General features: G+C 63.7%; 20 protein-coding genes and 1 tRNA gene. 12 read left to right on the plus strand and 9 right to left on the minus strand.

Annotated features, from left to right (window positions below):
- Window positions 1-13: 13 nt before the first annotated feature.
- From trpC to D8Y22_RS01770, 4 genes are read left to right on the plus strand one after another with little or no spacing between them, the layout of a single operon-like run.
- Window positions 14-793 carry an indole-3-glycerol phosphate synthase gene (gene trpC, locus D8Y22_RS01755; RefSeq protein ID WP_141462908.1) on the plus strand — a complete coding sequence of 260 codons (780 nt, stop codon included), beginning with the start codon at window positions 14-16 and terminating at the stop codon, window positions 791-793.
- Window positions 794-825: 32 nt separating this feature from the next.
- Window positions 826-2091 carry a tryptophan synthase subunit beta gene (gene trpB, locus D8Y22_RS01760; RefSeq protein WP_141462910.1) on the plus strand — a complete coding sequence of 422 codons (1266 nt, stop codon included), beginning with the start codon at window positions 826-828 and terminating at the stop codon, window positions 2089-2091.
- Complete coding sequence (gene trpA, locus D8Y22_RS01765) at window positions 2088-3038, plus strand: tryptophan synthase subunit alpha (protein ID WP_141462912.1); 951 nt, start codon at window positions 2088-2090, stop codon at window positions 3036-3038. The genes trpB and trpA overlap by 4 nt, the downstream gene beginning before the upstream one ends.
- Before the next feature lie 24 nt (window positions 3039-3062).
- Window positions 3063-3860 (plus strand): 2-amino-3,7-dideoxy-D-threo-hept-6-ulosonate synthase, encoded by a 798-nt coding sequence (locus D8Y22_RS01770; protein WP_141462914.1) that lies wholly within the window; start codon window positions 3063-3065, stop codon window positions 3858-3860.
- A 172-nt stretch (window positions 3861-4032) separates the two neighbouring features.
- Here the strand turns inward: D8Y22_RS01770 and D8Y22_RS01775 are convergent, their stop codons facing one another.
- Window positions 4033-4746, minus strand: a complete 714-nt coding sequence (locus D8Y22_RS01775; protein WP_141462916.1) for a hypothetical protein — start codon at window positions 4744-4746, stop codon at window positions 4033-4035.
- A complete protein-coding gene (locus tag D8Y22_RS01780) occupies window positions 4743-4925 on the minus strand; it encodes a hypothetical protein (RefSeq protein ID WP_141462918.1) in 183 nt (60 codons plus the stop codon). Before D8Y22_RS01780 ends, D8Y22_RS01775 begins: the two co-directional genes overlap by 4 nt.
- A 209-nt stretch (window positions 4926-5134) precedes the next feature.
- Between D8Y22_RS01780 and D8Y22_RS01785 the strand changes: the two genes are divergently transcribed.
- On the plus strand, window positions 5135-7306 hold the full coding sequence (locus D8Y22_RS01785) for a PAS domain S-box protein (protein WP_141462920.1): 2172 nt from the start codon (window positions 5135-5137) through the stop codon (window positions 7304-7306).
- A gap of 32 nt (window positions 7307-7338) precedes the next feature.
- Here D8Y22_RS01785 and D8Y22_RS01790 read toward each other — a convergent pair whose 3' ends face one another.
- Window positions 7339-9561 carry a hybrid sensor histidine kinase/response regulator gene (locus D8Y22_RS01790; RefSeq protein WP_141462923.1) on the minus strand — a complete coding sequence of 741 codons (2223 nt, stop codon included), beginning with the start codon at window positions 9559-9561 and terminating at the stop codon, window positions 7339-7341.
- A 302-nt stretch (window positions 9562-9863) separates the two neighbouring features.
- Window positions 9864-10289: a DUF6069 family protein gene (locus D8Y22_RS01795; protein WP_141462925.1), complete on the minus strand. Its 426-nt coding sequence runs from the start codon at window positions 10287-10289 to the stop codon at window positions 9864-9866.
- Window positions 10290-10450: 161 nt separating this feature from the next.
- Between D8Y22_RS01795 and truD the strand changes: the two genes are divergently transcribed.
- Window positions 10451-11824 carry a tRNA pseudouridine(13) synthase TruD gene (truD, locus tag D8Y22_RS01800; RefSeq protein ID WP_141462927.1) on the plus strand — a complete coding sequence of 458 codons (1374 nt, stop codon included), beginning with the start codon at window positions 10451-10453 and terminating at the stop codon, window positions 11822-11824.
- Window positions 11825-11885: 61 nt separating this feature from the next.
- On the opposite strand, the gene D8Y22_RS01805 is transcribed toward truD, so the two are convergent.
- The 4 genes from D8Y22_RS01805 to D8Y22_RS01820 are packed head-to-tail and all read right to left on the minus strand — an operon-like array spanning window position 11886 to window position 14601.
- A complete protein-coding gene (locus D8Y22_RS01805; RefSeq protein WP_141462929.1) occupies window positions 11886-12509 on the minus strand; it encodes a 30S ribosomal protein S3ae in 624 nt (207 codons plus the stop codon).
- A complete protein-coding gene (locus D8Y22_RS01810; RefSeq protein ID WP_141462931.1) occupies window positions 12502-12876 on the minus strand; it encodes a KEOPS complex subunit Pcc1 in 375 nt (124 codons plus the stop codon). Before D8Y22_RS01810 ends, D8Y22_RS01805 begins: the two co-directional genes overlap by 8 nt.
- Window positions 12873-14123 (minus strand): exonuclease, encoded by a 1251-nt coding sequence (locus tag D8Y22_RS01815; RefSeq protein WP_141462933.1) that lies wholly within the window; start codon window positions 14121-14123, stop codon window positions 12873-12875. Before D8Y22_RS01815 ends, D8Y22_RS01810 begins: the two co-directional genes overlap by 4 nt.
- A gap of 10 nt (window positions 14124-14133) precedes the next feature.
- Window positions 14134-14601, minus strand: a complete 468-nt coding sequence (locus D8Y22_RS01820; protein ID WP_141462935.1) for a 30S ribosomal protein S15 — start codon at window positions 14599-14601, stop codon at window positions 14134-14136.
- A gap of 512 nt (window positions 14602-15113) precedes the next feature.
- On the opposite strand from D8Y22_RS01820, the gene D8Y22_RS01825 reads away from it, so the two are divergent.
- Window positions 15114-15440, plus strand: a complete 327-nt coding sequence (locus D8Y22_RS01825; RefSeq protein ID WP_141462937.1) for a DUF5789 family protein — start codon at window positions 15114-15116, stop codon at window positions 15438-15440.
- 51 nt (window positions 15441-15491) lie between these two features.
- On the opposite strand, the gene D8Y22_RS22155 is transcribed toward D8Y22_RS01825, so the two are convergent.
- A complete protein-coding gene (locus D8Y22_RS22155; protein WP_174811724.1) occupies window positions 15492-15635 on the minus strand; it encodes a hypothetical protein in 144 nt (47 codons plus the stop codon).
- A 310-nt stretch (window positions 15636-15945) separates the two neighbouring features.
- Here D8Y22_RS22155 and D8Y22_RS01830 point away from each other — a divergent pair.
- The 5 genes from D8Y22_RS01830 to D8Y22_RS01840 all read left to right on the plus strand — a co-directional run bounded on the left by D8Y22_RS01830 (window position 15946) and on the right by D8Y22_RS01840 (window position 17213).
- Window positions 15946-16017: transfer RNA gene (locus D8Y22_RS01830), tRNA-Ala, on the plus strand.
- Window positions 16018-16306: 289 nt separating this feature from the next.
- A complete protein-coding gene (locus D8Y22_RS23470) occupies window positions 16307-16408 on the plus strand; it encodes a DUF7563 family protein (protein ID WP_449421044.1) in 102 nt (33 codons plus the stop codon).
- Window positions 16392-16523, plus strand: coding sequence for a hypothetical protein (locus D8Y22_RS23080; protein ID WP_281282368.1), 132 nt, complete (start codon window positions 16392-16394; stop codon window positions 16521-16523). Before D8Y22_RS23470 ends, D8Y22_RS23080 begins: the two co-directional genes overlap by 17 nt.
- Window positions 16524-16747: 224 nt before the next feature.
- Window positions 16748-16873, plus strand: coding sequence for a hypothetical protein (locus D8Y22_RS23085; protein WP_281282369.1), 126 nt, complete (start codon window positions 16748-16750; stop codon window positions 16871-16873).
- Entirely contained in the window at window positions 16866-17213 is a 348-nt protein-coding gene (locus D8Y22_RS01840; protein ID WP_141462939.1) for a hypothetical protein, read from the plus strand. The genes D8Y22_RS23085 and D8Y22_RS01840 overlap by 8 nt, the downstream gene beginning before the upstream one ends.
- The last annotated feature ends 310 nt before the right edge of the window (window positions 17214-17523 follow it).

A 17523-nucleotide genomic window follows, 5' to 3' on the forward strand; every position in this document is an offset into this window, starting at 1 on the left:
TCGATGTACAACAATGAACTCCGAAACGGAGCTCGCACCCGCGGTCAAATCGATCCTCGAGGCGGCCCGGGAGCGATCGGGCCCTGACGGTCGCGTTTCAATCGAGGCACGGTCGTTGCCCGCAGCGATCGAACGCGCAGCCGCCGCGGGTCGCGATCCGGTCATCGCGGAAGTGAAGCCGACGAGTCCAACCGCCGAGGGGACTCGAGACGACGACCCCGCCGAACTCGCCCGGGCGATGGTCGAGGGGGGTGCGGCTGGGATTTCCGTGCTGACGGAGCCGACCCACTTCGACGGGTCGCCGGACGCACTGACCCGCGTCCGCGAGGCCGTCGACGTCCCCGTCGTTCGCAAGGACTTCGTCCTCGAGCAATCCCAGTTGGATGTCGTCGAAGCCGATCTCGTCCTGTTGATCGCCCGGTTCGTCGACGATCTCGCGGGGCTCCTCGAGGCGGCTCGCGAGCGCGGATTTCAGGCGCTGGTCGAGGTTCACGATCGCGACGAACTCGAGACTGCCCTCGAGGCGGGCGCGACGATTATCGGGATCAACAACCGGGATCTGGCACGACTCGAGGTCGACCTCGAAACCTTCGAGTCCGTCGCTCCCCACGTTCCGGAGGCTGTCACGCTGATTGCCGAAAGCGGCGTGTCGGCGCCGGCGGACGTTCGACGGATGCGCGAGGCGGGTGCTGACGCCCTGTTGATCGGCAGCGCGATCATGGATCACGGCGCGGGCGAGACCGACGTGACGGCGAACACGCAGCGACTGACGCAGGCGACGGCGGAGAGATGAGAGATGAGACGAGACCTATACGGAGTGAAACGATGAGCACAGATGACCACGAATCCGACACTCGACGCGACGCGGACGGGACGTTCGGCGAGTACGGCGGCCAGTACGTCCCCGAAGCCCTGATGCCGGCGCTACAGGAACTCGAGGATGCCTACGAACGCTACGTCCTCGACAACGAAGACGGCTTCATGGACGAGTTTCGAGAACGCATGCGCGACTTCGGCGGTCGGCCGACGCCGCTACAGCGCGCTGATCGACTGAGCGAGCGCTACGGCCGTGAAATCTATCTCAAACGCGAGGATCTCCTCCACGGCGGCGCCCACAAACTCAACAACGCGCTCGGGCAGGTCCTGCTGGCGAAGTACATGGGCAAAGAGCGCATCATCGCCGAGACCGGCGCGGGCCAACACGGTACCGCGACGGCGATGGCCGCAGCCCATCTCGAGATGCCCTGTGAGATCTACATGGGCCGAACCGACATCAACCGCCAGCGGCCCAACGTGTACCGGATGCGGATGAACGGCGCCGAAGTGAATCCAGTGACCGCCGGTTCGGGCACCCTGAAAGAAGCGATCAACGAGACGATGCGCGACTGGGCGACGACGGTCGAACGCACCCACTACGTCATCGGCTCGGTCGTCGGCCCCCACCCGTTCCCGAAACTGGTTCGGGAGTTCCAGTCGGTCATCGGTGCCGAAGCCCGTAAACAGGTTCGCGAGCAGGCCGGTCGGCTGCCCGACAGCGTCGTCGCCTGTGCCGGCGGCGGCTCGAACACCATGGGTTCGTTTCACGAGTTCGTCCCCGACGAGAGTGTGGCTCTGTACGCGGTCGAGGCCGGCGGCTCGAGTCTCGAGATCGACACCGAATCGGGCGTTGCGCCAAACTCCGCGACGCTCTCGACGGGTACCGACGGCGTGCTCCACGGGGCGATGACGAAACTGCTCCAGAGCAGAGAGGGGCAAATCGTCGAGTCTCACAGCGTCAGTGCGGGCTTAGACTACGCCGGCGTCGGTCCGGAGCTCTCTCACCTCGTCGATACTGGGCGCGTGACGCCCGCAAACGTCGACGACGACGACGCCCTCAACGGCTTCCACCGGCTCTCGGAACTCGAGGGGATCATCCCGGCACTCGAGTCGAGTCACGCACTCGGCTATCTCGAGGAATACCACGACGATCTCGGCGACCTCGTCGTCGTCACCGTCTCCGGCCGCGGTGACAAGGACTTAGAAACCGTCCTCGAGGAAACCGAGAAACGCGATCTCGAGGCCGCACCCGACGTGGAGGTGTTCGACCGATGACGCCCGAGCCGACGGCACCAGCGTTCGATAGCGATGTCGAAGCCGCAATCCGGGAGAACCACCCCGCACTCATCACCTACATTACCGCGGGCGATCCGTCACTCGAGGACACGAAAGCATACGTCGAAGCCCTCGATCGTGGTGGCTCGGATCTGATCGAACTCGGCCTCCCGTTTTCCGAACCAATCGCCGAAGGCCCGACCATCCAGGGAGCGATCAACCGCGCGCTCGAGGCCGGAACGACGCCGGCCGGCTTCTTCGACCTGATCGACGACCTCGAGACCGACGCGCCGCTGCTGGTGATGACCTACTACAACATGATACTCCAGTTCGGGAATAGCGAGGCGCCATGCGCCTCGAACAGTAATAGCGAGGCGCCACGCGCCTCGAACAGTGACGCGGCATCGCTGCGGAACGAACCCACGGTCGGGCCGTTCGTCGAGCGCGCGGCCGAGGCCGGTCTCTCGGGGATCATCGTCCCCGACCTCCCCGCCGAGGAGGCCGATCCGCTTCGGACGGCCTGTGACGAGCACGGGATCGATCTCGTCTTCATTGTCGCACCGACGACCGAGGGCGAGCGTCTCGATCGGATCATGTCCCAGGTCTCGGGCTTTGCCTACGTGCAGGCCCGGCTCGGAACGACGGGCGCTCGCGCGAACGTCTCGACGGCGACCCACGAGAGCTTGAGCCGGCTGTCGGACTACGACGTCCCCAAGGCAGTCGGCTTCGGCGTCAGCGAAGGCGACCACGCCGCCGAGATCATCGAGGCCGGCGCCGACGGCGTCATCGTCGGCAGCGCGCTCGTCGATATTATCGCCGACCACGGAGCCGGTGGCGCCCCCGCAGCGGACGCCCTCGAGTCGAAAGTTCGCGAACTCAAACGCGGTGCGGTGCGCGGTGGCGATGCGACGACCGACGAAGAGCAGCCGGAACCAGAACACCCATAACCACAAGCTTGTTACTGATCCGCAATGACTACGACAGGACTCGACGCACGACTCGACCGAATCGGTACAGACGGCACATACGTCATCGTTCCTATGGATCACGGGCTCACGATGGGCGCTGTCACGGGACTGAAAGACATCGAATCGACGATTGACGGCGTCACCAGCGGCGGGGCAGACGCCGTCCTCACGCAGAAGGGGATCGCACCTCGCGTCCACGAGCACAAGAACGGGAAAGGCTACATCGTCCATCTCAACGGCTCGACGACGATCGGTCCCGACGAGAACGACAAACGCCTGACCGGAACCGTCGAGGAAGCGATCCGTGTCGGCGCCGACGCCGTCTCGTTCCACATCAACGTCGGCTCCGACCACGAGCCCGACCAGCTCTCCCAGCTCGCAGAGCTCACCGACGACGCGACGCGATTCGGAATTCCCGTACTGGCGATGGCCTACGCTCGCGGGCCGGGCGTCGATTCGACGGATGCCGAGTCACTCGGCCACGCCGTCCGCCTCGCCGAGGAACTCGGTGCCGACATCGTCAAAACGGGCTACAGCGGCGACGCCGCGAGTTTCGAACACGTCGTCGAGTCGACCCGGCTCCCGGTCGTCATCGCCGGTGGCTCGAAAGGGACCGACCGCGAAACGATCGAGATGGTTCGTGGCGTGATGGACGCCGGCGGCGCGGGCGTCTCGATGGGGCGGTCGATCTTCCAGCACGAGGATCCGGAAGCCATCGCCACCGCCGTCGCCGGCGTCGTCCACGACGACCTCGAGGCGACCGAGGCGCTCGCAGAAGCCGGTCTCGCACTCGAGGCTTGATACGGATTGCTGTACCGATTTACCGGCGCAACCGCCGTCAGGGTCGCGGTTGCGCCGGAAATGAGTTACAGTAAACCGTATGAGCCACTGTTTGCGTTGAATCACGAGACGTGTCCCGTGAGCGCCGAACACCCACCATCGAGCCACGGCGCTCTCGGATCGACCGGAGATCCTACCGAGGCGCGTCCGCCTCGAGGTCGTCGACCCACGCCGGCGTTGGATCGGCTGGTTCGTTATCGCGGTCGTACTCGATCGTAACGGTCCATCCCTCGTCGCCCAGTCGCGCGCCGAGGTAGTCGCCCCAGGTTTCGGCTTCGACCCCCTCGAGAGTCACATTCGATCGCTGCAGCGCCCCATCAGCGTCGACGGCCAGTTCGCCGGAGGCGTCTTCGTAGTACATCGATTCGGCCTGTCCATCGGACCCCGGAGCCACGGTCGTCCAGCCCGATGTCGGCTCGTAGATATCGACCTCGGTACCGTCGATCGAATCGGTTCGAACGTGCTCGTAGGCGGCCATCTCGAGTTGTGAGTGAACGAGACGATCGGGATCGGTCGTCCGGTCGGGCCGGTCGGCCGGATCGACGTCGTCGGTTTCGATGATCGCGACGTATTCGCTTCGGTCTCGCTCGAGTATCTCACCGGACCGATCCGCAGTCGCCTGCTCGAAGGTATCCGCGTCCGTCGCCGTCAGTTTCGTGTAGCTGCGTCCGTCGCCGGTCCAGTAGTGGTCGTACGTGATGTCTTCGAACGCCAGTCGCTGTCGCTGGGCGTTCGTCTCCGCATCGATCGTCGTCTTCCGTTCCACGAAGACGATCTCCTCCTCGAGTAGAATCCGTTCCGTCACAGTCCCCTCGTCGGTCGTCTGATACGGTTTACTGTAAGTCATTGCCGGCGCACCCGCGACCCGGGCGGCGGGTACGCCGGTAAATCGGTACAGCAATCCGTATGAGTGGTCGTCACCGGCGTCGAGGCGCCGGCCGCAGCAGGCGAGTAGAAGCCGAGGGTGCCAGCCCCCAGCGCGCCGAAGACGACAATCATTCCAAAGAGAATCCATACGCGTTTCATACTACGTGACAATCCACTGTACGTATCAGTATATGATATTATCGGTTTCAGGAATCGATCGATCTTCGAACGGCTTCGAATAGGCACGAGAGACACGTGATGGCCACATTTCGACAGTTACAGGGGTTGATCTACATATACTGACCCGTCGATATAAACTCTCGCTGATATCCACGAATATATTAGGTTCAGAACCGTCTCGATTGCTGATGGGGAGCGATCACGCCGGAGAGCGATCCGCTAGTGGACTCACTGGTGTCTCTGCCAGCCAGTTCTTACAGACCGTTCCACAGCCGGTCGTCGTCGCTGATCGGGACCGGAACCGTATTCTCGATGTCAACAATGCCGCCGAAGCGCTTCTCGAGCGGTCACAGCAAGCGCTGATCGATCGACACTTACTCGACCTTCACCCGTCGTCCCGTCGGGAAGCCTACCGACGAGCACTCGCCGGATCCACGAGGGTGAAACGGCTCGCTGACGGTTCCCGAACCGCGGTCGAAACACCTGCCGGCGAGGAAATACCGGTCACGGTGACGACCGAATCGATCGATCTCGAGGACCGAACGGTGTTGTGTCGGTATTTCGATCCCGTATCGACCACCGAGCAGCGTCCCGCCGACTCACGTCGGGCGGTGCTCTTCGAGAAGACCCAAGAGATGGCAACCGTCGGTGCTTGGGAATATACCGTTCAGACAGACGATATTTGGTGGAGTAGCTACGTCCGGGAGATTTTCGGCCGAGACATCGACACCGAGACGACCGTCACCGAGATATTCGACCACTACCAGTCGGCCGATCGCGAGGCGATCGAGACCGCCTTCGAGCGAGCGCTCGAGGCCGGCGAGTCGTACGACCTGGAGTCCAAAATCGAGACGGCCGCGGGGGAGACGCGGTGGGTGCGGACGAAAGGCGAACCACAGTCTCGAGACGGCGAGATCGTTCGCGTCCGCGGGACGATCCGTGATATCACCGAACGCAAAGAGCGCGAGCGGGAACTCGAGCGCCATCGGGAACGACTGCAGGTGCTGTTCGACGAGGCGCCGAACGTGATCATCGTCCACGACACCGACGGTCAGATTCTCGACGTGAACGACAAACACGCCGACAATCTCGGCTATACGCGCGAGGAACTACTTTCGATGGACGTCAGCGAGTTCGAGGTAGGCGCCGACCCCGACGCACTCGCTCGATTGTGGGCGTCGATGGAGGTCGGCGCTCACCGGCGCGTTTCGGGTCGACATCGGCGCAAAGATGGCTCGACGTTCCCCGCAGAGATCTGGCTCAACAAGATCGAAATCCACGGTGAAGAACAGATCCTCGCCGTCAGCCGTGACGTGACCGAGCGGGTCACGCGCGAACAGGAGCTACGACGATTTCGGCGCGCAATCGAGGCGGCGGGACAGGCAATATTCCTGACAGAACGGGACGGAACGATCACGTACGTCAACCCGGCCTTCGAGGAGATCACCGGGTACAGTCCGACGGAGGCGATCGGCGAGACGCCCTCGATCCTGAACTCCGGTCAGATGTCACAGCGGTACTTCCAGGAACAGTGGTCGACGATTCTCGCCGGCAAGGAGTGGTCCGAGTACATCACCAACCGGCACAAATCCGGGACGATCTATCACGCACACCAGACGATCGCCCCGATCACCGACGACGCCGGGACCGTCCAGGAGTTCGTCGCGATCCAAACCGACGTCACCGACCGAAAAAAACAGGAACAACAACTCGACCGCCTGGATCGGGTGTTCAGACACGATCTCCGCAACGAACTGAACGTCATCGATGGCCACGCGGAACTCCTTACAGCCCAATCCGACGATCGGGTCGTCAACCAGGCTCGACGTATTCTCGAGAGCACCGAGAACTTGCTCGAAACGGCGAAAAAAGGTCGCAAAATAACCGAACTGCTCTCGAATTCACCCCAACAGACCCCGATCGACGCCGTCGAGGTCCTCAAGCAAGCGGTCACGACTGTCCACGAAGGTGACCGCAAACCGAAATTTACCGTCGACACACCCGATCGAGCGCTCGTCGTCGCGACCGACCAGATCCACGATGCGATCGTCGAACTACTCGAGAACGCGATCCGCCACGCCGACGACTCCGCACCGACGATCGAAATCTCCCTCTCGGTCGTCGAGGACCGGGTTCGGATACGGATCGCCGACGACGGGCCGGGCATTCCGGAGATCGAACGCGAGAGCCTCGACGAGACGGGGGCCATCGACGAGCTTTCCCACGGCAGCGGGCTGGGGCTGTGGTTCGTCAAACTGGTCGTCAGCCGCTCACACGGCACCCTCGAGTTCGAGACACGTGAGTCGGGTGGCACCATCGTCACGATCGAACTCGAGCAGGCGCTGTCGGGAGATTCGTAGCCAACGAAGCGTTTGCAACAGGCTGTGGGACGCTACCGCTGCAATTCGTCGTCGATGGCAAATTCGAACCGCGCGCCGCCAGCGTCGCTATCGGTGAGGACGACCGTCCAGCCGTGTGCCGTAGCGATCTGTTCGACGATCGCCAGCCCGAATCCGGTTCCGTCGTCGGCGGTCGTAAAGCCGCGATCGAACACCTGCTTCCGGTCGTCTTCGACGATACCGGGACCGTCGTCTTCGACGAAGAAGCCGTCCGCGAAATCGAGCGGACCGACGCGAACGGTGACATCGTCGCCGGCGTGTTCGAGGGCGTTTCGAAACAGGTTCGAGAGCATCTCTCGAAGGCGGTCGGGGTCTGCTTCTATCGACGCCTCGTCGACTATCAGGTCGGCGTCGGCCGTCTCGAGTTGGTCCCAGGCGACTCGCGTCGTCGTCTCGAGAGAAATCTCTTCGGCCGACAACACCAGCTGTCCCTGTTCCGCCATCGTCAGCAGATCGTCGATCAGCGTCCGCATACGCTCGACGATGGCCCCGATTTCGTCACATTGTCGTTGGACCGAGTCGACGTCGACGGCGCCGTCTGCCCGGTCGGCGGACAGCCGGAACTGCTCGAGTTCAGCCTCGAGCAACGTCAACGGGTTGCGAAGGTCGTGGGCGACAGTCTGTCCGTACTGTTTGAGCCGTTCGTTCTGGTTCTCGAGGTCGCGTTCGTAGGCTTTGAGCTTCGTGATGTCACGGTTGATTGCCACGAATCCCTCGATCGTCCCGCCGTCGGTGATCGGCGCGATCGTCTGATCGACCACGTACTCGCTGCCGTCCTGTCGTTCGTTGACGACTTCCCCGTGCCAGACATCGCCCTCGAGGATCGTTTCCCAGAGCTCCTGGTAGAAGGCGGGGTCGTGTTCGCCGGAGTTGAGCAGCGCCGGCGTTCGACCGACGGCTTCGGCTGCGGAATAGCCGCTGGTCGCTTCGAACGCCTCGTTGACGTATTCGATCGTCCCGTCGGTGTCCGTAATCATGACGCCGTGGCCGGCGTGTCTGACCGCACTTCGAAACCGCTCGAGTTCCTGCTGGCGCTCTTTCCGATCGGTGATGTCGCGGTTGATGGCGACGAAGCCCTCAATGGCTCCCGCGTCGTCGGTGATCGGGGCGATCGTCTGGTCGATAACGTACTGGCTCCCGTCGCGTCGTTCGTTGTGTACCTCGCCTTGCCAGATCTCGCCGTCGCGGATCGTTCCCCAGAGGTCCTGGTAGAACGCGCGGTCGTGGGTGCCGGATTTGAGCAGCGCCGGCGTCTCACCGATCGCCTCCGTCGCACTGTACCCGGTGATCTCCTCGAAGGCCGGATTGACGTATTCGATCGTTCCGTCGGTGCCAGTGATCAAGACGGCGTGACCGGCGTGCTCGACGGCTTGCTCGAACCGTCGCCGTTCGCGCTCTCGCTTTTTTCGGTCGGTGATATCGCGATTGATCGCGATGAACCCCTCGATAGTTCCCGCCTCGTCGGTGATCGGGGCGATCGTCTGGTCGATAACGTACTGGCTGCCGTCGGGTCGTTCGTTGTGGACTTCCCCCGTCCAGACGTCGCCCTCGAGTATCGTCTCCCAGAGGTCCCGATAAAACGCCCGGTCGTGTTCACCGGAGCCAAGCAGCGCCGGCGTCGCGCCGAGGAGCTCGTCACGGTCGTAGCCCGACAGCGTCGTCATCGTCGCATTCGCATCGACGATCGTCCCCTCTCGATCGGTGACCATCGTCGCGTGGCCGGCGTCTTCGAGTGCGACGTAGAGATTCTCGAGTTGCCGGCGCTGTCGGCGCAGGCCCACACAGCTTTCGACGCGCCTGGCGAGCAGTTCGTATCGCGTCTCGCCGGTATCCTTCTGGAGGTAGTCGGTAGCGCCCGTTCGAATCGCTTTCCTGGCAACCGCTTCCGATCCCTGCCCCGCAAACAACACGAACGGAATCGACGGATACCGCTCGGTCACCGTCTCGAGGAACTCGATCCCGTCCATCTCCGGCATCCGGTAACCGCTGACGATACAGTCGATGCTCTCGGTCTCGAGGCGCTCGAGTGCCTGGGACGGTGATGTCTCTGTACGCGTTTCAAAGCCGTATTCGCGCTCGAGGTAGTCGGCCACGAGCTCGAGGAACGATCCGTCGTCGTCGACCAGCAAGACGGTAACAGTCGCCGAGAAGAGCTGGTCGTCGACATCGGCAGCGATGGTCCCGTCGACCAGTTCAAACGAGGGAGTCGGCGTCATCGTCGGCCCGTGTGGCCGTCACGCTCACGAGCCGTCCTCGCGAACCGGTGGCGGGTGCTCGACGACGTACTGCCTGCCACCCGTGTGTGTCTCTCGATCATGCGTCGGTCACTCCGAGCGAACGTATAAATATGCATCGCTCCCCAATCCCGTCCGATCATCGGCGCTGGACACGTATGAAAACAACGGCCACCAGCCGGTGGGTTGGTGTTTTTGCCAGTGGCCACGACAGCGCTGCTCGCACGATAGCCGTCCGGTAGGTATGTGATCGGGCTGCTCGTCGCGCCATCTCGAGCACAACGTTACGTGCGCTCTCGGGTGTCGGCCGTAAGCGCCGCGACGCAGATGATCGCTGTCGTCACGTGCATGCTCATCAGCCCGACGACACCGCCGGCGGTCGCGGCCGGATCGAACAGGAACAGGCCCACGTTTGGACCGAACGAAAGCACGAGAACGGCCCCGGCGACGACGGTAAACGTTCGGTCGGGCCTCCCGGAGAGAGCGTCGACGATACGATAGACGACGACCGCGCCGATCACACCGACAGTCGTCCACAGCGTCACCGGGCCGAACTGGAAGTACTCGAGGGGGCCGACGAGTGCCGTCGCTCGGACCGCTGCCACGATACCCCAATTGACCAACAACGAGCCGCCGACGGCGATCCCACCGCGCCTGAGCAGCGCTCGCAGCGGTCGTTTCGTCGGCGTTCGTTCGACCGGTGGCTCCATTGCGTTGTGACCCTCGATATCGGTATTTCACGACAGAACGGCCTAATAGTTCGTGTCGGGGCGGAAGTCTGCGTTCGATCGAGCGTGGGCCAAGTGCGTGGCTCGCTCGAGCGCGAGAACGAACCGATTTACCGCCAGCACCCGAATCGCCACCAACGAGCATGCGCCCGGCACATCCCACAGAGCAGACCGTCGGTATGGAGTACTACGTCAGCGAGACCGATGGCGTCGGCGGCTCGCTTCGCGCCGACAACGATTACTTTCGCGTGCGCGAGCGCGAGCGTTTTTCGACCGAACCCGTCGACGCCTCGACGGACGCTTATCCCCACCTCGTCTTCCGGGCGACGCTTGCGGGCTGGGATACGAACGATTTCGCCGGTCGTCTGTCCGATGCGCTCGGCATCTCCCGCGAGCGCGTCAACTGGGCCGGGACAAAAGACAAGTACGCCGTGACGACTCAGCTGTTTTCGGTCTACGGCGCCGATCCCGAGGATCTCCCCGCGATCGACGGTGCCGAGATCGAAGTCGTCGGCCGCGCCGGTCGCAACCTCGAGTTCGGCGATCTGGCGGGCAACGAGTTCGAACTGGTCGTGAGCGAGCCCGATCGGCCCGACGCTGCGGGGTCGATCACCGCGGAACTCGCTCGGTTCGGCGGGCTCGAAGACGACTCCGAGAGTCGCGTCGACGACGCGGGAACGGCGACGGCAACGGTCGGCGTCCCCAACTACTTCGGCCAGCAACGCTTCGGGAGTCGCCGTCCGGTCACCCACACGGTCGGCCTCGAGATCGTCCGTGGCGACTGGGCGGGCGCGGTCATGGCCTACCTGGGGAATCCGACCGACGCCGAACCGGCGGGTACCCAGGAGGCCAGGGCCTTCGTCGAGGAAACCCGCGACTGGCAGGCCGCGCTCGAGCGCTTCCCCTATCGGCTCGGCTACGAGCGCTCGCTCCTACACGAGCTGGCCGACCGCGACGGCGAGCCCGGCCCCGACGCGTTCCGTGCCGCCCTCGAGCGACTCCCCTCGAATCTCCAGCGGCTGTTCGTCCACGCGGCGCAGTCCTACGCGTTCAATCTGATCCTGAGCGAGCGACTCGAACGCGGGTTACCGTTCGATCGCCCCGTCGCCGGCGACGTCGCCTGTTTCGCCGATACCGACGCACCCGCAGGGATCGAACTCCCCGATACCGACCGTCTCCAACGCGTCGACCAGCGCCGCGTCGACTCGGTGACGCGTCACTGCGAACGCGGTCGCGCCTTCGTGACCGCACCGCTGGTCGGTACCGACACCGAACTCGCCGACGGCGAGCAAGGCGAGATCGAGCGTGCAGTTCTCGAACGCCTCGACCTCGAGCCGAGCGACTTCGATCTCCCGGGTGAGTTTCACTCGAGTGGCACCCGACGAGCGATCCTCGTGCGGACGACACTCGCGGTCGAGCAGGCGCCGCTTACGCTGTCGTTTGCGCTCCCGAAAGGCTCGTACGCGACGGCGGTCGCTCGAGAGTACCTGAAAGTGGATCCGATCGATCTCGGGTAGGTGACTGCCGGCGCTCGCGATAGGGCAGACGGGCAAAAAACGAGGCGTGTCGTCCGCGCAATCAGTCGTCGCCGACGTCGACGGAGGTTGCTTCCTCTTCGGCGACTTCCTCGGGGTGGGCCTCGAGGGTCGTCTTCTGGATCTCGACGCGGCGAAGCGGGTAGATCGTCTTGGCGTCGCCGTAGATCGCCGAGGAGAGTCGCCCCTCGACGACGCTGTCGATGAGCTCCTCGAAGGATCGCTCTTCGGCAGCTTCTTCGATCATCTGGACCATCTGTTCGCGGATGGCCTTCTCCTGGCTCGCATCGGCCTTCTTGGTCGTGAAGGCGACGGGCTGGATCTGGACGCGGTAGTCGTCGGTCGTCAGGACCGTGACGTAGGCCTCGATCTTCGAGGCACCGCGGCGGACGAGCGATCGCAGGTAGTCCCGCGTCAGCGAGTGCTCGACGAACTCCGTGTACGCCGAGTCGCTGCCGACATCGTTGATCTTGAACGTCAGCTTGGTGTTGTTCTCGCTGGCGTTGTTGTTGAGTTCGCCGAGCGTGGTTTCGATGGTCCGTCCGTAGACCTTCTCCGGTTCGTCTGCGGGTGTCTCACCGAGTTCCTGGCGGTCGAACTGCTCGGGTGCCAGGACGGTGTACCACCGCTTCTCCTGTTTCGCGCGTGAAACTGATCGTTCACTCATTGTTGGTAGTGTTGTCGTCGGACGCTGCTCCCGCGTCCGCTGGGTGATCGGGTCGGTTCGGCTGGCTGGAGTGGTCGCAACTGGTCGTTCCTGCGGTGTCCACAGGGATCGTCGCATCGGCCCGCGCCGTGGTATCGTCGGCTCGAGTTCGGCCGGCCGCCTCGAGGACATCGATCGCCACCTCGAGGTTGACCACGTAGTCGTCGACCGTCGCCTGGAGTCCACTGGTCGTCTCGCGATCGATCGTCGTCACGACCGTACCGTCCTCGACGCGGGTCTCGATCTCGTCGGTATTGTCCGGCGCGATCGCGCTCGCGAGGTGGGTCGGCTCGTCGTGTGCCGTCCGAATCGTCGCGCGTCGACTCATCGGACCTCCCTCACAATGTCGACGAGAGTCGATCGCTCGAGCTGGCCGTCGTAACGCAGGTAGCCCCGCGTCCGGCCGACATCGTAGTCGACGCCGGACCGATCGGTCAACGTCTCGAGTTCGCCTTCGAGCGCTCGAGCGATCTGCTCGAGTGCCGTCGCCGAGAGCGGGTCGCGCGTCGCGATCGCCGTCTCGCCGGCAGTGTGGGTGTCGGCCCCGGCGTCCGTCGCGTCGCCGGACGCGTCCTCGGCGGCCGCGTCGGCGACGACGAGTACCGTCGGCTCCGGCGAGCGGTAGGCGAGTGCGACGTCCGCGACGCCCTCGACCGGTCCGTCGTCGATGTCGAGGACGTAGAGGCCGTCGTACCGGCGGGTCGAGGCCGTCTCGAGCGCGTCGTGGGTGCGCGTGCCGTAGGTACGCCAGGCCTCAAGGGCGGGCTCGCGGGCCGCGTGGCCCATCGCGAGTGTCGCGCCCGTGCCCGGCTCGATTCGGGCCGTCGCCTCGAGGACATCGGCGTAGCCGCCGATCGTCTCGAAGGGCGACGCTGGCGTAGCGTCGGGTTTGAGCACCCGCTGGATCGCGTCGGCCGCGTGGGTACTCGCATCGTCGGCACCAACGGCGTCGAGAGCGACCAGCGAGCCGATCGCCCGGTGGTCGTCCTCGGCGAGTGCAGCGGCGTCGGTATCGATCGACTCGAGTGCCTCGGCCGTCGCCTCGCGGTCGCCCGACCACGGCGCTCGCAGTCGCGTCGAGTGGGCGAGGCCGTCGATCGGATCGGCGGTCGGGACGGTGACGCCCGGTCGTCGCTCGAGCAGGTCGCGCTCGCGTGCGCTCTCGAGGAGCCACTCGCTCTCGCCAGCGCTCGGCTCGAGGCCGGCAGCGACGAGCCCGGCGAGTGCGAGGACGGGATCCGGCGTCGCCCCGAGTGCCTGTGCGAGATCGACCGCCTCGAGCGTCGCCGGGCGATCCGGGTCGTCGAGTCGGGTGGCGTCGCCGTCGATCGCACCGATGGCGAGCACCATGTCGTCTGGATCGTCGTCGGCCAGCGCCCCGCGGCGAGTGCGTTCGCCGACGGTTCGGCCGACGGTCACCTGAAACGGCGTCTCGCGCTCGGCGAGCGCCCGGGCGACGATGCCACTCGCGGCGAGGGCGTCGCCGTCCGCTCGCGACAGAATGCGAACGAAGCCGGCGCTCTCGACATCGGGGTGGCCTGCCGTCGCGGCAGCGGGACGACTCTCGGTGGACATGTGGAGTCAGTTACTCGTCGACGATCTCGAGTGCGACTTCGTACTCGTAGGTGAAATCCGGCTCGAGCTCGTCACCGCGGTAGTAGTCGACGAGTCGGCGAACTTTCGCCTCCGTGTTCTGCAGGGCGCGCTTGTTCTGGGCGTCCTGTGGGTGCTGTTGCATGTGCTTGCGCAGGCCCACGGCTCGCTCCAGCAGGTTGTAGAGGTCCTCGGGAACGTCGGACTTGGCGTCGTTTTCCTCGAGGATCTCCGTGATCTTCTTGCCCGTCGCCAGCTTGACGTCGGGGATCGGCGTGCCCGTGACGCCCTCGTCACGCAGCTTGATGCCGATCTGGCTTGGCTCGTGACCCTGCTCTGCCAGTTCGACGACCCGCGACTCGATGTCGTCGGGGTCGACGTCGCTCCACTCCGGTGGTTCGTCTGCCGCCGGCTTGTCCGATCCGGACGAGCCGCGACGGCGTGTATGCATTCGTGCCATTGTCGAGGATAGGAACCGCACTGACCGCGACAGTCCTGTGAGAGTCCACGACGGACTCCCGATGCACTTCCGCAATCCCAAGCCACCCTGAATAGTGGATGGCACAGTCAGATTTGCGGCCGTGCGCTTCCCATCGGTCATCTGGTGAGCGTGGACTAAAACGTTGCGTCACAGACTCGCGTTCTCGAAGACAGATTCACGATCTCGAGCAGATACTCACGTCCTCGAGTCGACGAACGGATTCGGATGGTGGTCCAACACTCCCGAAAGCCCCCGAGCGCTCGACCGGTTGCGACTCGCTGTCGTTCGAAAGATCTTCGATCTTTCGTGATGACGAAACGTCGAAGACGGCGAGGAGCGAAGCGAGCCCCTCGAGCGGAGCCGGCAGGGGCTTTCGGGAGTGGTAGATCCGCTAGCGCAGTCGTCGATTTCCTCACGAGAGAGCGTCATTCACCGCAGTTGATAGACCCACAGACGTTTGTAAGTCGCTGGTGTATAGCTCACGATCGACGATGACAGACTCAAACAGCGTGCCGCGTCGAGAACTCGGTGTCGAATTCGGTGAGCTCGCGGGCCAGATCGAGGACCACTCGTATCCGAGTACGAGCGACGAACTCGTCGAGGAGTACGGCGACTACGTCCTCGAGTTGCCAAACGGGACGGAGTCGGTTCGGGACATCCTCGAGCCCGCCTCGAGCGACACCTACGAGTCGCCGGGCGAGGCACGGCAGGCGCTGTTCAACATGGTTGACAGCCGAGCGATCGGGCGGCGGTACTACTCCGATCGCACGCCGCCCGCCCTCGGTGAGCGACGGGAAGACCAACAACTCTCCTTCTGAGACGGTGCCGTGGGGCCTCGAGTCGGGACGCGACTCGGTTCACCCGATCACCTAAAACGAGTTGGCCTCGAGTTGGCTGACCCGACAGCCACAGGGCTGGGCGTAGTGGTCGTGCGGGCCGGTGGAGGTCACGCCGACCATCGGTCTGCCACACGTCGGGCAGTACGCCGGCGGCTCCGGTTCGTCGTCGGTCATCGTGGCTGGCCTCCGTGGTGGGCTCGCTGGCGATGCGACTGGCTTGCGGGACGTTTATATCGCCCACTGAGTAACGTAATCATGGCTTCGAGCAGACCGCTTGGAAGCCACGTCTCGGGTGTCCTCGCACCCGGGGCATTTCAGCGCATGCCCCCTGCGTCCGATTGGATCAGTAGCTTCCATCCGTTACGTGTCTGCATACTAACTTATAGCTACTGGATTGGCCGACTCGAGCGTGTGAGGGTCTTACGGGGCTCGCGTATTTCGAGGGGTTTATCTATCCGCCCCGGGAACTGGAGGATGCACTCGAGGGCTCGTAGATCAGTGGTAGATCATCCCCCTGGCACGGGGAAGGCCCGGGGTTCAAATCCCCGCGAGTCCATTCGCATTCCTTCGTTTTGCGAGTGGATCTAAATCCCGTAGTGAGGCCTTCTCTTTAGCGTTTTCCGAAGAATCGCAGTTAGAAAATCTCCATCTAAAAGAGAGTTCAACCGGGGGCCTTGTGGACCCCGATGCTGTCTTGCGGTCGATTGAGGGTGGTGAGGCCGCATGATTTCGCCTGAACAGCGGACTCAGTCGTTCCAAGCTCCGATTTGTCGGTTTTGCGGCCTCGAGATCGAGTCGGTCGAGGAGCAGTGTCCTGCGTTGGATAACGGGGTGTGTCGCCCATGATGCACCTCGAGCAGTCCCGAGGTCTGTCTCGCTGTTTGACCTGTGGGAGCCACGTCACGCCGCAGTTCCGTCGTGGCTACGGCGATGGTGACGATCGCTGATCCGCTCGACGACCCGACTCGATTCAACTCGACGCTCGAGGATCTACCAACGCAGGTCCGGTCGGTGATCGAATCTCGAGCCGTCGCGACTGACGGGGGTGAGGACCGTGCGTGACAGCAGTCACTGCTCGGACGGGACTGTTCGCATCGAGGACGAACGGGAATGTCCCGATTGCGGTGGTCGCCAAATTCTACAATCGGTGGGCAGACAGCCTAACGGGTCTCCTCCATCCGCTTTCGTCAAAACTGGAGAGACTTGGATTTGCACTGATTCGTGGTGTGACTGCCGTGATGTCCACACGGGTACTAGCCGCGAACCCGGTACGGAGGGTAAGGAGGATGCTCGGCCTCCTTCTGATCCCGCTGGTCGTCTACGCGTGTATCAAAATCGACCTGTGGTCTCGAGAGTGTGCGAGACAGGCCCAAATCGATCGTCTTAGCGGCGGTGACTCGAGCGATGAGTGACGACGAGATGCCGGGCGCCGGTCCGGAGGATCTTCCAGAGGGAACCGAGGGCCTCGAGCAGCTGGTCGAGGGCGAGATCATCGAGTTAGTGCTGTCGCCGTATCTCGACGTGCTCGGGCCAGTGTTCGCGGTCGTCCTGATCGGCGGGATCTTCACGATGCTGTGGATCTGGGCCGGCGACATTTCGTTGCCGATCGTCGTCGGCATCGTGCTGTCGGGGCTGTTGGTGACGGTGCTGCCGTGGCAACTCGTCGGGCTCCTCGAGGACCTGCTCATCATCGGGATGGCCGTCGCGCTGTTCAGTGCGTGGTGGATGCGAACCGGTGGAGGGCTTCGATGAGAGTCGTTCGACGGTCGGTATCGGTCGGTATCGACTGGCTGCAGGTCGTCTCGATTTCGCTGTTGTTCCCGTGGGGTACTGCTGCACGAACTAAGTCACCCCGTCGCTGCGCTCCCCTGGAGTGACAGCATACCGGTATCGATCTACCCGCCTCGAGCGTCCGTTTCGTTCGCGCGCTCGAGTCGGTCCATCCTGGCCGTGGTTGGACTCGCGCCGACGATAATGATCAAGATAACTTTTGCAAATATGGACTGAGGAACTGGTCGATCCAGGACTTGGCAAATCCAAGTCGATCAGTAAGGGTGTTGAA

The organism is Salinadaptatus halalkaliphilus (assembly GCF_006543045.1).
Lineage (GTDB): Archaea > Halobacteriota > Halobacteria > Halobacteriales > Natrialbaceae > Salinadaptatus > Salinadaptatus halalkaliphilus.